Below are 13534 nucleotides of genomic sequence, written 5' to 3' on the forward strand. Positions count from 1 at the left end.
TGTCTTTCAGTGCAGATCCTTGGTGTAGACGAATTTCGGCATGCTCCAGTTAAAGCGAAGTGCAAGCAGGCGGAGGCCAAGGCCGATCGTCATTGCCGTGAAGGCAGCAGGGCCTTGCGCAAAATCCAGATGAATGCCACCGATATAGATCAGGCCCGTCACAACCGATACAGTCGCATAAAGCTCGGATCGGAAAAGCAGTGGCACCTCGTTGCAAAGCACATCCCGCAAAACGCCGCCGACACAGCCGGTGATCATGCCTGCAGCGATCACTACGATGATCGGCATGTTCATGCCAAGCGCCACGCCGCAGCCGATGACCGTGAACACGACGAGGCCTATGGCATCGAGAAACAGGAAGATTTGCCTGAGCCGATGCATGTAGCGAGCGACGATAATGGTTGCGAGCGCAGCAAAGCCGGTAATCACCAGATAGCTTGGATGTGCTACCCATGACAGCGGATGATGGTCGAGCAGCACGTCGCGCACCGAACCGCCACCAAGGGCTGTGATGCAGCCAAGCAAGAACACGCCGATCCAGTCCATTTCGCGTCGACCGGCGGCAAGTGCCGCCGTCATCGCTTCGGCTACAATCGCTGTCATATAAAGATAGTGGATCAGTGCTTCGCTTTCGCTGCCGCCCATCGCGGAAATTCTCCATGCAATTGTTGCGGGCGGTTTACCATCTTTTGGGAGGCGAAGGTCAATTTTGCGGCATTGACAAAATAACCGCCTCGCGTTTGGGCGGGGGGGCTTGGGGACGCGAGGCGGGCGAGCTCTCAGGAGTGCACGCCAAAGGAAAATGGGGTTTTAAAAACAATTTTAAAACCAACAAAGGGTTCCAGTCTGAAAGATAGCGTGAACGGAGGCTGATTTCATAGGAATTATAAGGCAATAAGCGCCTCAATCATGCTTTGCCAGCGAGTATGAACGATTGTGGAAATCGTAATATTTCTCCCACGTGCTTCAGAATTTGTCGGCAATTGCGTGTTTTTTTTGAATGCTTTTTTGATTATGCGGGCAGGTTTAAGCGCGATTTGAATGAAGATCGACCTCCGCAGCGACCGTTGTGCATTGCTGTATTAAAAATTGAGCAAGACCAACCTCGACGCTGATTTCTTCTGTGGAAGATGGCAATGCGCCAGCTTGGAGCCTTATTCTTCGTTTACGATCAGCGCAGTGAGTCGATGTTGCGTCCGACCGGCATCCCACGGGTTGCGTGACGAGTTCCACACAGAATTAACCATCTGTTAACCATTCCGCATATAGACCCATATAAACAGATTTTTAACGAAGATGAATCAAGTGCTAACACAATCTCGTCCGATCCGTTTGAAAGGGCGCTCCTTTCTGGCGCTAGTGCTCTCGCCGGAATTGCCGCTCGATGGCTGGCTGGACAGGCTGGATGATCTTGCAGCGCGTTCCGCAGGCTTTTTCCTCAATCGGCCGGTAGTGCTCGATCTGGAAAATCTGGCGATCGAGCGCGGGCAATTGCTGGAGCTGCTCGAAAACCTCACCCGGCGCAATGTCTGGGTAACAGGCTTCGAGGGCGCGCGTCCGTCCCTTCTGGGGCCGGGAATGCCGCCTGCGTTGCGTGGCGGGCAAACGGTCGCGGATTTTACACCGGAAGTCACCGAACCGGTGGCTGAAAGCAAACCTGCGGCCCCGGCAGCACCCGCTGCTGTTCAGCTCGTCAAGGCTGTGCCCTCGATGGTGGTGACGGAGCCGGTACGTTCGGGGCAGTCCATCTATTTTCCTGATGGTGATGTCACCGTGGTCGGTTCAGTTGCTTCTGGGGCGGAAATTGTGGCGGGCGGTTCGATCCATGTTTATGGCGCGCTGCGTGGTCGCGCGATGGCCGGCACTTCCGGCAATGCCAATGCGCGCATTTTCTGCCGCAAGATGGAAGCCGAACTGGTGGCGATAGACGGTCTTTACAAGACCGCCGAGGATATGGAACAGGGCTTGCGTGGTCAGGCGGTGCAGCTCTGGCTCGATGGTGATTACATGCGGGCGGAAACGCTCGGCTAAAGCATAATCCGATCACAGTGAAACCAAGATCGATAAGGTTATGCTTCAGGTCAAGGTGTGAGAGCGCCGATCCGATAATATCAGATCGAGAGTTACTCTAAAAAATTCATGTCCGGTTGGGCGGGCACAATTATCAAGGCGAGCGGGAGCTACAGGAGAATAATATGGCGAAAGTGATTGTTGTAACTTCCGGCAAGGGTGGCGTTGGCAAGACGACGTCCTCGGCTGCACTTGGCGCGGCTCTTGCGCAGCGCAACGAGAAGACGGCCGTTATCGATTTCGATGTCGGCTTGCGCAATCTTGACCTCGTCATGGGTGCCGAACGCCGCGTCGTCTATGATCTGGTCAATGTCATTCAGGGCGATGCCAAGCTCTCGCAGGCGCTCATTCGTGACAAGCGTCTCGACACTCTTTATCTCCTGCCCGCCTCCCAGACCCGCGACAAGGACAACCTGACCACCGAAGGCGTGGATCGGGTGATCGAAGAGCTGAAGAAGGACTTTGACTGGATCATCTGTGACAGCCCCGCCGGTATCGAGCGTGGTGCGACCCTTGCCATGCGTCATGCCGACATCGCCGTAGTGGTCACCAATCCGGAAGTTTCGTCGGTACGCGATTCCGACCGCATCATCGGGCTTCTTGATGCCAAGACGCTGAAGGCCGAAAATGGTGAGCGCGTTGAAAAGCATCTGCTTCTCACGCGCTACGATCCGCTGCGCGCCGAGCGCGGCGATATGCTCAAGGTTGAAGACGTCCTTGAAATTCTGTCGATCCCGCTTTTGGGCATCATCCCTGAAAGTCAGGATGTGCTGCGTGCATCTAATATTGGTTCTCCGGTGACGCTTGCAGACCAGCGCAGCGCGCCGGCAATTGCCTATCTGGATGCAGCCCGCCGCCTGGCGGGAGAAGAGGTTGCCATGACAGTGCCCTCGGAAAAGCGCAGTCTTCTTGGCAAGATTTTCGGAAGGAGAGCGGCATGAGCCTGTTTCGTTTCTTCACCCGGCAGCCGTCCGCGCCCCAGGCGCGCGAACGCTTGCAGGTTCTTCTCGCTCATGAGAGGGCGTCGGAGGGACATTCTGATCTGGTTGGGGTGCTGCGTGAGGAAATCCTCGCCGTTATCGCCAAACACATCCAGATCGATCGCGACAAGGTCAGCGTGAAAATGGACCGGGGGGAACATATGTCGACGCTGGAAGTCGATATCGAACTGCCGCTCAAGGCAGGTAAGCAGGCGGGCGTCCGCGCTGCCTGATATTTTCAATCGGGGGAAAATGGAGGGAAATTCCATGAACCGCGGTACACTTCTTATCCGCTTGAAGGAACTTCAGGAACTGCCAAAGTTCGAGAAGCGGGATATTTGCTCGGTCAGTTCGTTTCTGCCTCTGGAAGCGCTGGCAGAACATGTCAGGGTCTGCGAGGAAGCGGCCGGCGTAGAACATAAAAGGCAGGATCGTTGATGCTGCCATTTGGTTGGCTGATGAGGTTATCATTTGCCTGAATCATTGAGATGTATTCTGCTTTAAAAGAGCCCTCGCTTGCGCGAGGGCTCTTTTGGCTTAGTGGTTTGCTGCCAGATGGGGTGCTTCTATTTTCGCTCCCGCATGTTTGAGCGGACGCTCGCCGCTTAATTTGCGGATCAACACATAGAAGACCGGTGTCATGAAGATGCCGAACGCCGTCACGCCGATCATGCCGGCAAATACCGCAACACCCATGGCCGAGCGCATTTCCGCACCCGCCCCGGTCGACATGACCAGGGGAAGGACGCCCATGATGAAGGCCATGGAGGTCATGAGGATCGGGCGCAGGCGCAAACGGCTTGCCTCGACCGCTGCCTCGACAACGCTTCGCCCCGACAGTTCCAGCTCGCGGGCAAATTCGACGATCAGGATTGCGTTCTTCGCCGATAGCCCCACCAGCACGATCAGCCCTATCTGGGTGAAGACGTTGTTGTCACCGCCTGTCAGCCAGACGCCAATGAGTGCAGCCATGATACCCATTGGCACAATCAGAATGATCGATAGCGGCAGGGCGAGACTTTCATATTGGGCGGCCAACACCAGATAGACGAGCAGTAAGGCAAGCGGGAAAACGAGCATACCTGAATTGCCGGCAAGGATCTGCTGATAGGTCAGATCCGTCCATTCATAGGCGATGCCGGGTGGCAGCGTCTCCTCTGCAATACGCTCGATTGCCGCCTGAGCCTGACCAGACGAAAAACCGGGCGCGGCATTGCCGTTGATGTCGGCGGAAAGAAAACCATTATAACGGATTGCCCGCTCGGCCCCGACCGTCTGGTCAACTTTCAGGAGTGCGGACAGCGGAATCATCTCGCCCGATTGTGAGCGCACCTTCAATTTGCCGATATCCTCCGCATGACTGCGGTAATCAGCATCTGCCTGTACGCGTACGCTATAGGTGCGGCCAAACGCGTTGAAGTCGTTGACATAGAGCGAGCCTAGATAGATCTGCAATGTCTCGAAAACATCGGTGACGGCAACGCCCAGCTGACGCGCCTTGACACGATCAAGATCGGCGTAAAGCTGTGGCACGTTGATCTGATAACTGGAATAAAGACCTGCCAGCTCGGGCGTCTGATAGGCCTTGGCAAGAAAAGCCTTGGTAGCCTCGTCGAGCGCGCCGAACCCAAGTCCGTTGCGATCTTCAAGCTGCAATTTGAAACCGCCCGTCGTTCCAAGTCCTTGAACCGGTGGCGGCGGGAACATGGCGATAAAAGCTTCCTGAATGGCCCCGAACTGCTGGTTCAGCTCCGTGGTGATCGCATCGGCGGAAAGTTCTGGCGTCGTACGCTCCTCGAACGGTTTCAGCGTCACGAAGACGACACCGGCATTGGAGGAATTGGTGAACCCGTTGATTGAAAGACCGGGGAAGGCCAGCGCGTGGGCGACGCCTGGATGCTTAAGCGCGATGTCGCTCATACTGCGGATTACGTCTTCGGTGCGATCGAGCGTGGCCGCATCTGGCAATTGCGCAAAGCCGATTAGATACTGCTTGTCTTGTGCTGGCACGAAACCGCCGGGCACCGCGCGGAAGAGGACGAATGTGATGCCGATCATGACGATATAGACGCCCATGACCAAGGACTTTCGCGAAAGAATGCTGCCGACGCCGCGCCCATAGGCTTCCGAGCTTGCACCGAAGAAGCGGTTGAAGCCGCGGAAAAACCAACCGAATAGTTTGTCCATGGCGCGGGTCAACCAATCCTTGGGCGCATCATGGCCACGCAGCAAAAGTGCTGCGAGAGCAGGCGACAAGGTGAGCGAGTTGATCGCCGAAATGACTGTCGATATGGCGATGGTCAGTGCGAACTGTCGGTAGAACTGGCCCGTCAGGCCTGTGATGAAGGCGAGCGGCACGAAAACTGCAACCAGCACCAGCGCGATGGCGATGATGGGGCCCGATACTTCCTGCATGGCCTTGTATGTCGCTTGCACCGGCGACAGGCCCTGTTCGATGTTGCGCTCGACATTTTCCACCACAACGATGGCGTCATCGACCACGATACCGATGGCAAGTACCAGACCAAACAGGCTGAGCGCATTGATCGAGAAGCCGAACACATACATGACCGCAAAGGTGCCGACGATGGAAACGGGAACCGCCACCAGTGGGATGATCGACGCACGCCATGTCTGGAGGAACATGATCACCACGATCACCACCAGAACAATGGCTTCGAGCAGGGTGTGAATGACCGATTCGATTGACGCTTTCACGAATTCCGTCGTGTCATAGACGATGTCGAAATCAACGCCTTCCGGCATGGTCTTCTTCAGATCGGCCATGGCTTCGTGAATGTTCTGCGAGATATCGAGCGCATTGGAACCGGGTGCCTGAAATACACCCATGCCCACAGCTGATTTATTGTCGAGAAGTGAACGCAGCGAATAATCCGCAGCACCCATTTCCACGCGCGCTACATCACCAAGCCGCGTGATCTCACCTTCATTTCCCGATTTGACGACGATCTCGGCAAATTCTTCCGGAGTTTGCAGGCGGCCCTGCGCATTGACGGAAAGCTGGAGGTCGAGTTCCGATGTAGACGGCGAAGCTCCGATTACGCCTGCTGCGGCCTGCACATTTTGCTGGCGGATGGCATTGGCGATATCGCTTGCGGAAAGTCCGCGTTCGGCGGCTTTCTGTGGATCGATCCACACGCGCATGGAATAGTCGCCGCCGCCAAAAATCTGCACCTGACCGACGCCGGGAATGCGCGCAAGACGATCCTTGACGTTGAGGACGGCATAATTGCGCAGATAGTTGACGTCATACTGGCCGTTGGGCGAAATGAGGTGAACGACGAGGGTAAGGTCGGGCGAGCTTTTGGCGGTGGTAACGCCGAGCGTGCGGACTTCCGCAGGCAAACGGGGCTCGGCCTGCGAAAGGCGGTTTTGCACCAGCTGCTGCGCCTGATCGGGATCGGTGCCGAGCTCAAACGTAACCGTCAGCGTCATGACGCCGTCGGCGGTGGCCTGGCTCTGCATATAGAGCATGCCTTCGACACCGTTGATCTGTTCTTCGATCGGAGTGGCCACTGTTTCGGAGATAACGGCCGGATTGGCACCTGGATATTGCGCGCGCACTACGATTTGCGGAGGCACGACATCGGGATATTCGGAAATCGGCAAGCCGGTCATCCCGATCAGACCAGCAACGAAGATGAGGACCGATAGGACACCGGCAAAAACCGGGCGGTCGACAAAAAAGCGTGAAAAGTTCATTGTTTATCCCCTTTAGAGCGCCGTGCGCCCATTCGGACGCACAAAGGACGCTCTAACTTCTTGAATCTACGCATCGTGCTTTCCAAAAATCGATTTCGATTTTTGGAAAGCAGATGCTGTAAGCGGGAAGGCAAAAACTCTCCCGCCCCACGAAAACAGCTGTTCTCGTAAGTTGAATGGGCAGAGTTTCTGCGTTGCTTTATATGGGTGCGCAGGCTTCAAGCCTGCGCCGTTTCAATCAGTTTTTGGCCAATCAGTTTTTGGCAAGCGTTTCCGAAACTGGCTGCGGATCGACAACGACGCCGGGACGGATGCGCTGCAAGCCGTTGACCACGATGCTTTCACCGGATTTCAGCCCGCTTTCGATAATGCGCAGACCGTCATAATTGCGGCCGAGTGTTACCTGTCGATACTCAACCTTGTTGTCAGCACCGACCACGAAAACGAATTTCTTGTCCTGATCGGATGCGATGGCGCGGTCGCTTACCACCAATCTTTCCGCCGGATCGGGATCCCCGAAGCGGATGCGCACGAACTGGCCCGCGATGAGCCGACCGTTCGGGTTGTCGATTGCCGCGCGCACGCGGATCGTTCCCGTGGTCGCATCGACTTCATTGTTGATGAGCTGGATATGGCCGGAAATCGGTGTGCCATTGTCGGCAGCCGTGCCGATCTGGACCGGAATGCGCTCGATTTCGCTGCTGCTGCCGGAAGCGGCAAGCTTGGCCAGCGCCTTGGTGACAACTTCCTCATTGGCGCTGAAGCTTGCATAGATCGGATCGACCGAAACAAGCGTGGTCAGAACAGGGGAGGCGGAGCTTGCGGCAACCAGATTTCCGGCGGTGACTTCCAGTCGACCGACGCGCCCGGTAATCGGTGCGCGCACTTGCGTATATTGCAGGTCGAGTTGAGAGGTTCGAAGCGCCGCCTTGGCCGAACGCAGGCTTGCCTGTGCTTCATCATAGGCGCTCGCACGTTGGTCGAGGCCGCTCTGGGCGATGGTGCGCGAACTGACCAGCTGACGACCGCGTTCGAGTTCAGCTTTCGCAAGCGAAAGACGCGCTTCTTCGGCGGAAACCTGCGCCCTGGCTCTTTCGACTGCTGCCTCGTAGGGTTCCGGGTCAATGGTGACCAGAAGATCACCCTTCTTTACCAGAGCGCCTTCGCGGAAATGTGCTTTCTGAATGGCGCCGCCGACACGCGGGCGGATCTCTACGCGCTCGATGGCTTCCAGACGCCCGGAAAACTCTTCCCATGTGGAGATGGATCGTGACTGCGCCTTGTCGACAGAAACCGGAACAGCGGGCGCTTCAGTGGCAGCATCGGTCGCTGCATCAGCCTTCAGGTGCGGAGAACCTAAAAATATGGCGCCCGCGCCTGCGGCAGACAATAGAATGCTCAGACCGGTGCCCCATAGGACCCGGCGGGAAATGATCGAAGTCATATATATCTCCTTGCCGGTGGGGGCCGGCTTCAGGTGGGAAGCAGAGCGAAAGGTGGGAAGCCCTTCGGGCTGCTCTAAATTACTTCTGTCTGCTTGGCGCCAGCTTGCTGAAAGAATTCCGCGAACAGGGCGATAAGTTTCTCTTGTTGCGGCAACCAGTCACTGTCTGCCACCTTGTGTTCGGGTATCCAGCCAGCTTTGCCCGGCAGGATATATGATTGGGCTTTCACATCCGCTTTGCGCAGACGTTCGGCATAGGCTTGCGTTTCGTCACGCATCGGACATTCGGCGCTGGTGACCAGCAAGGTTGGAACTAGACCAGCCAGGCGCGAACACATGGCAGGAGCCGCATACGGGTGGGTGAAACCCGCATGCTCGCCTAGATAATGTTGCCAGCCGTCAGCCATCGTCTGCACTGCACTTTCCGAGCAATATTTGCGGAAAGACGCCGTTGCAAGGAAGGGGTCGAGCATGGGCGAAAGCAATATCTGGCCTTTGAGATCGGTCAGATACTGATCGCGCGCCATGAGTGCGACGCCGGCAGCAATATTGCCGCCCGCCTCTTGACCCGCGACGAACAGCATCGACTTCTTATGCGCGAAATCCGGACAGCGCGCAGGCATTGAAGTCAAAATCGAATAAATCACCTCAAGCGCCGCTGGAAACGGGTTGAGGCAGGCAAATGAATATTGCAGCGACACCACCACAGCACCTGCAGCAGCCAGCGTTTCAGGAACCCGCCCGCAGGCGTGCTCACAGCTGGCCGAAAAGGCACCACCATGAAGGTGCAGAACCACCGGAGGTGGCGCGAGTAATTCGGCTCCACGATAGATATGGGCAAGGCAACCGGAATTATCCGTGCATCCGCCAGCTTGTATCCTCTCAACCGTGAATTTCTCGTCCATCCTCTTGCTTTCGTGTTTCGCGGCATTTGCCATGATGCTACAATATCATTGTCTAGTATCTGGAATAGTCCCCAAAAATTGATTACACTATTCAGAATCTCGAACAATAGTGACTATCTCAATGGACCAGCTTTCAGCCATACGTGCTTTTCTCCGCGTTGTCGAAACCGGAAATTTTACACGCGCCTCCGCTTCCCTCAATATGCCCAAGGCAACGGTCAGCAATCTCGTCCAGGGACTTGAGGCCCATCTTCATACCAAACTTCTCAACCGTACCACGCGCCGTGTTCTCGTAACACCAGATGGTGCGCTTTACTATGAGCGGGCGGCACGGCTTCTTGCCGATCTTGAAGAACTGGACGGTAGTCTTTCAAGTGCGCAGACCATGCCGAAGGGCCGTTTGCGCGTCGAAATGCCCAGCTCGGTCGCCAATCTCATCATCATTCCGGCGCTGCTCGAGTTTCATCAGCGTTATCCGGATATTCAGATTGATCTGGGTGTATCGGACCGCCCGGTCGATTATGTGGCGGAAAATGTGGATTGCGCGATCCGCCTTGGCAAGTTGACCGACCAGTCACTGATCGCGCGCCGCATGGGTGACATGCATTTTATCGCTTGTGCATCGGACGAATATCTTAATCGCTTTTCTAAACCGCTGCATCCGTCCGATCTCGGCAAGAATTCTTATGTGGTCGGTTATCTTCGACCATCGACCGGACAACAGATGCCATTTCATTTTCGACGCGGAACCGAAGAAATCGAGGTGCATGGCCGCTATATCGTCGCGGCCAACGAATCGACCACTTATCTCGCCGCAGCACGGGCCGGGCTTGGCGTGGTGCAGGCACCGCCTTTCATGGTGCGCGAAGATCTCGAAAAAGGCACGCTACGTCCCATTTTTGAGGATTGGCAGATCGATCCCATGCCGATCCATCTTGTCTATCCACCCAATCGCCATCTTAGCAACCGCCTGCGTGTCTTTGCCGACTGGGTGGTCAAGGTAGTGGCGAAGTCAGCGCTCAACGGGGCGTGAGCCCGGCTGGGCTGGTCATGCCGTTGCTGCGGAAAACCCCGCCCTGATTTCATCTACCGGCAGATCACGACCGATGATGACCAGCTTTGAGCTGGCCTGTTCATCCTCACGCCACGGCGAGCCGTAATCGAAAGCCACGACCTTATGGACGCCCTGAACGACCAGCCGTTCGTTGCGCCCAACAATTGCAAGCACGCCCTTATAGCGTAGCATATCGTTGCCGTAAGTCTCGATCAGGCCTTCCATGAAGGCACCAATCCGGTCGAGATCGAGCCGCTCCGCTTCCAGATAATAGGACTGGATGCGGTCGTCATGCGGCCTTGCCATGACTGGCTGGGCTGCACCGAATTGCCGGAATCTTGGCGCAACACCGCTGCGGATTTCTGTAAACCCTTCGTTGAGAGACAGCGTATCGGAAAGCTCGAAAGCATGGATGTCGAGCCAGAGTGACGGCGGGCATTGACCGTTGACCACGTCAAATATTTCCGCTTTGCGATTGATCTCGTGGATGCGCGCCAGAACCCTCGCATGGGTTTGCGCATCGCAGCGGTCGCTTTTGGTCAACAAAATCCGGTCGGCAAAAGCGATCTGGGCCGCGGCGACCGCATGTTCGGAAAGCTGCTGCTCGATATGTTCGCAATCGACGAGTGTGATACAGCCGTCAAGCTGTGTGGCATCACGCAAGTCGTCGTCGACGAAAAAGGTCTGCACCACGGGCGAAGGATCGGCGAGGCCGGTGGTTTCGATGAGAATGCGCTCGAACTTCAAGTCGCCTGCCGTCCGCTTTGCCATCAGTTCATTGAGTGCCACCGCAAACTCGCCGCGCACCGAGCAACAAACGCAGCCGTTGGTCATTTCGACCACGGAAACCGTGTCATCACGATCCAGCAACATACTGTCAATATTGGCTTCGCCATATTCGTTTTCGATGATGGCGATGGGCTGGTTGCCGTTGGCTTTCAAGAGATGGTTGATCAGGGTGGTTTTGCCTGAGCCGAGAAAGCCGCTGAGGATGGTAACGGGAACGGGCATGTCTGCCTTTGCTTTTCTCTATAAGGGGGTCAGCAGCAGCGAAAGCCACCCTTGCCACCATAGCGCGTATCCTGCCTTTCGCGAAAAAATTCGGCATAGGTCATTGGCGCCTGATCAGGATGGGTGAGCCGCATATGCTGCACATAATTGTCGTAGTCTGGGACGCCGATCATCAGCTTGGCGGCTTGCCCCATATATTTACCGGCTTTGGCGATCTTGTTGAACATATCTGCCTCGTAATGCTCCGCCCCGGCTTTGCGCCGGGGCGGAGGTTAAGTTAATGGCCGCCCTGCAATATCTGCTGCCAGTTGGCGGGCAGCGGCTCATGCGGCACTTCGTTGGCTGTCGGCTTGTTCGCTTTCAGCGCTGTACGTCCCGTGCGGATCGCAAACAATACCAGCGTCACCACCACCACCATAAAGAAGGCGGTCAGCGTGCCGTTGACATAATTGTTGAAGGCATCTTGCGGCGTGGTTGCGCGGCGTGCTGCGGCAAAGAAGCCGATCTTGTCGCTGAAGACTTTCTGCCAGCCCGCCGTCATCGTGCACACGAACAGGAACAGGGCAGGCAGCAGCGCCACCCAGACATAGCGTTCACGCTTCATTTTGATGAGCACGACCGCGCACAATGTCAACGCAATACCAGCCAGCATCTGGTTGGCGATGCCGAACAGCGGCCAGAGCGTATAGATGCCGCCCTTGGGGTCGACCGCGCCCTGATAGACGAAATAACCCCAGCAGATCACCACGAGTGCGGTGGCAAACAGGTTCGGCACCAGACGGTCAGTCTTGCGCATATGCGGATGGATCATGCCGAGCAGGTCCTGCAACATGAAGCGTGCCGAACGCGTACCGGCGTCGACTGCCGTCAGAATAAACAGCGCCTCGAACAGAATGGCAAAATGATACCAGAACGACATATCGAGCAGTCCGCCGATGGCATTATGCAGGATATGCGCCATGCCGACTGCAAGCGTGGGCGCACCGCCTGCCTTGGCGATGATGGTGTTTTCGCCAACATCAGTTGCAATGGCTTGAAGCGCTTCAGGTGTGATGCTGAAACCCCAGCCGCTGATCACCGTTGCTGCCGATTGCAGCACATCGGTGGTGCCTTCGGGTGCGAGTACTGCAAGCGGAGCGTTCATTGCGAAATAGACGCCCGGATTGATCACGCAGGCGGCAATCAGCGCCATGATAGCAACGAAGGATTCCATCAGCATGCCACCATAGCCGATATAGGCGGTCTGGTCTTCATTGGCGAGCATTTTGGGCGTGGTGCCTGATGATATCAGCGCATGGAAACCCGAAACCGCGCCACAGGCGATGGTGATGAACAGGAACGGGAAAATGTCGCCGCTCCATACCGGGCCGGTGCCGTCGATATATTTGGTGAGTGCTGGCATTTCCAGCATCGGGCGCAAGATGACGATACCGATTGCAAGAGCGATAATCGTACCGATCTTGAGGAAGGTGGACAGATAATCGCGCGGGGCCAGCAGCAGCCAGACCGGAAGGACGGCTGCAACAAAGCCATAGGCGATGATGATCCATGTCAGTGTGGTGGCCTCGAAGGTAAACCATGCCGCATAGCTGCTTTCCTTGATCCAGCCGCCCGAAACAATGGCAAACAACAGGAACACAAGGCCGATGACGGAGATTTCGCCGACGCGACCGGGGCGCAGATAACGCAGATAAACGCCCATGAAAAGCGCGAGCGGAATGGTGAAGGCCACCGTATAAGTGCCCCACGGGCTACCGGCCAGCGCCTTGACCACCACCATGGCCAGAACGCCTAAAATGATGATCATGATCATGAAACAGGCGATCAGCGCGATGACACCGGCAGTATTGCCCATTTCCTCGCGCACCAGTTCGCCGAGCGAGCGGCCATCGCGGCGGGTGGAAATGAACAGGACCATGAAGTCCTGCACCGCACCGGCCAGAACGCAACCGGCCAAAATCCACAACATGCCCGGCAGATAGCCCATCTGGGCGGCGAGAACCGGCCCGACCAGCGGTCCGGCACCGGCGATGGCCGCAAAATGGTGGCCGTAAAGAATGTGCTTGTCGGTCGGCACATAATCGAGCCCGTCATTGTGCCGGAAAGCCGGTGTCATACGGGTAGAATCGGCAATCAACACCTTGTTGAGAATGAATTTGGCGTAAAGCCTGTAGGCAATCAGATAGACGCAGACCGCAGCAACGACGATCCACATCGCATTGATGGGCTCACCGCGGTTGAGCGCGATATAGCCGAGCGAAAACGCGCCGACGATGGCGAGTATGCCCAAAAAAAGGATTTGTAGCCCGGAACGGGGCGCGACAGCTTGCATGAAAGTCTCCTCTCC

The 13534-nt window shown here is 56.4% G+C and carries 12 protein-coding genes; 5 read left to right on the top strand and 7 right to left on the bottom strand.

The genetic code is table 11. The features are described 5' to 3' along the window. Positions 1-6: 6 nt before the first annotated feature. Positions 7-645: a trimeric intracellular cation channel family protein gene (locus AAIB41_RS12055; protein ID WP_343315531.1), complete on the bottom strand. Its 639-nt coding sequence runs from the start codon at positions 643-645 to the stop codon at positions 7-9. A gap of 651 nt (positions 646-1296) precedes the next feature. Between AAIB41_RS12055 and minC the strand changes: the two genes are divergently transcribed. The 4 genes from minC to AAIB41_RS12075 all read left to right on the top strand — a co-directional run bounded on the left by minC (position 1297) and on the right by AAIB41_RS12075 (position 3488). Beyond that, entirely contained in the window at positions 1297-2031 is a 735-nt protein-coding gene (gene minC / locus AAIB41_RS12060; RefSeq protein ID WP_343315532.1) for a septum site-determining protein MinC, read from the top strand. 164 nt (positions 2032-2195) lie between these two features. Next, positions 2196-3011 (top strand): septum site-determining protein MinD, encoded by an 816-nt coding sequence (gene minD / locus AAIB41_RS12065; protein WP_343315533.1) that lies wholly within the window; start codon positions 2196-2198, stop codon positions 3009-3011. Then, on the top strand, positions 3008-3283 hold the full coding sequence (gene minE, locus AAIB41_RS12070; protein ID WP_343315534.1) for a cell division topological specificity factor MinE: 276 nt from the start codon (positions 3008-3010) through the stop codon (positions 3281-3283). The genes minD and minE overlap by 4 nt, the downstream gene beginning before the upstream one ends. Positions 3284-3317: 34 nt before the next feature. After that, the gene (locus AAIB41_RS12075; protein ID WP_343315535.1) at positions 3318-3488 is read left to right on the top strand and encodes a hypothetical protein; all 171 of its coding nucleotides are present in this window, start codon (positions 3318-3320) and stop codon (positions 3486-3488) included. Between the two features lie 99 nt (positions 3489-3587). On the opposite strand, the gene AAIB41_RS12080 is transcribed toward AAIB41_RS12075, so the two are convergent. The 3 genes from AAIB41_RS12080 to AAIB41_RS12090 all read right to left on the bottom strand — a co-directional run bounded on the left by AAIB41_RS12080 (position 3588) and on the right by AAIB41_RS12090 (position 9122). Next, positions 3588-6773, bottom strand: a complete 3186-nt coding sequence (locus tag AAIB41_RS12080) for a multidrug efflux RND transporter permease subunit (RefSeq protein ID WP_343315536.1) — start codon at positions 6771-6773, stop codon at positions 3588-3590. A 253-nt stretch (positions 6774-7026) separates the two neighbouring features. Continuing rightward, positions 7027-8217, bottom strand: a complete 1191-nt coding sequence (locus AAIB41_RS12085; protein ID WP_343315537.1) for an efflux RND transporter periplasmic adaptor subunit — start codon at positions 8215-8217, stop codon at positions 7027-7029. Between the two features lie 74 nt (positions 8218-8291). Then, the gene (locus AAIB41_RS12090) at positions 8292-9122 is read right to left on the bottom strand and encodes an alpha/beta hydrolase (protein ID WP_343315538.1); all 831 of its coding nucleotides are present in this window, start codon (positions 9120-9122) and stop codon (positions 8292-8294) included. Positions 9123-9243: 121 nt separating this feature from the next. Here AAIB41_RS12090 and AAIB41_RS12095 point away from each other — a divergent pair, with 121 nt between their 5' ends. Then, complete coding sequence (locus AAIB41_RS12095) at positions 9244-10155, top strand: LysR substrate-binding domain-containing protein (RefSeq protein WP_343315539.1); 912 nt, start codon at positions 9244-9246, stop codon at positions 10153-10155. A 15-nt stretch (positions 10156-10170) separates the two neighbouring features. On the opposite strand, the gene AAIB41_RS12100 is transcribed toward AAIB41_RS12095, so the two are convergent. Genes AAIB41_RS12100 through AAIB41_RS12110 form a run of 3 tightly spaced genes read right to left on the bottom strand, consistent with a single transcriptional unit; the run spans position 10171 to position 13519 of the window. Then, positions 10171-11187 (bottom strand): GTP-binding protein, encoded by a 1017-nt coding sequence (locus AAIB41_RS12100; RefSeq protein ID WP_343315540.1) that lies wholly within the window; start codon positions 11185-11187, stop codon positions 10171-10173. Between the two features lie 29 nt (positions 11188-11216). After that, positions 11217-11414: a YbdD/YjiX family protein gene (locus AAIB41_RS12105; protein WP_343315542.1), complete on the bottom strand. Its 198-nt coding sequence runs from the start codon at positions 11412-11414 to the stop codon at positions 11217-11219. Positions 11415-11464: 50 nt separating this feature from the next. Beyond that, positions 11465-13519, bottom strand: coding sequence for a carbon starvation CstA family protein (locus tag AAIB41_RS12110; RefSeq protein WP_343315543.1), 2055 nt, complete (start codon positions 13517-13519; stop codon positions 11465-11467). Between the last annotated feature and the right edge of the window lie 15 nt (positions 13520-13534).

The sequence above is a fragment of the Brucella sp. BE17 genome, assembly GCF_039545455.1.
Lineage (GTDB): Bacteria > Pseudomonadota > Alphaproteobacteria > Rhizobiales > Rhizobiaceae > Brucella.

What these genes read in the sequence shown, in the direction of transcription:
- AAIB41_RS12055 (WP_343315531.1), bottom strand. Translation starts at nt 645, where the DNA reads ATGGGCGGCAGCGAAAGCGAAGCACTGATCCACTATCTTTATATGACA.
- minC (WP_343315532.1), top strand. Translation starts at nt 1,297, where the DNA reads ATGAATCAAGTGCTAACACAATCTCGTCCGATCCGTTTGAAAGGGCGC.
- minD (WP_343315533.1), top strand. Translation starts at nt 2,196, where the DNA reads ATGGCGAAAGTGATTGTTGTAACTTCCGGCAAGGGTGGCGTTGGCAAG.
- minE (WP_343315534.1), top strand. Translation starts at nt 3,008, where the DNA reads ATGAGCCTGTTTCGTTTCTTCACCCGGCAGCCGTCCGCGCCCCAGGCG.
- AAIB41_RS12075 (WP_343315535.1), top strand. Translation starts at nt 3,318, where the DNA reads ATGAACCGCGGTACACTTCTTATCCGCTTGAAGGAACTTCAGGAACTG.
- AAIB41_RS12080 (WP_343315536.1), bottom strand. Translation starts at nt 6,773, where the DNA reads ATGAACTTTTCACGCTTTTTTGTCGACCGCCCGGTTTTTGCCGGTGTC.
- AAIB41_RS12085 (WP_343315537.1), bottom strand. Translation starts at nt 8,217, where the DNA reads ATGACTTCGATCATTTCCCGCCGGGTCCTATGGGGCACCGGTCTGAGC.
- AAIB41_RS12090 (WP_343315538.1), bottom strand. Translation starts at nt 9,122, where the DNA reads ATGGACGAGAAATTCACGGTTGAGAGGATACAAGCTGGCGGATGCACG.
- AAIB41_RS12095 (WP_343315539.1), top strand. Translation starts at nt 9,244, where the DNA reads ATGGACCAGCTTTCAGCCATACGTGCTTTTCTCCGCGTTGTCGAAACC.
- AAIB41_RS12100 (WP_343315540.1), bottom strand. Translation starts at nt 11,187, where the DNA reads ATGCCCGTTCCCGTTACCATCCTCAGCGGCTTTCTCGGCTCAGGCAAA.
- AAIB41_RS12105 (WP_343315542.1), bottom strand. Translation starts at nt 11,414, where the DNA reads ATGTTCAACAAGATCGCCAAAGCCGGTAAATATATGGGGCAAGCCGCC.
- AAIB41_RS12110 (WP_343315543.1), bottom strand. Translation starts at nt 13,519, where the DNA reads ATGCAAGCTGTCGCGCCCCGTTCCGGGCTACAAATCCTTTTTTTGGGC.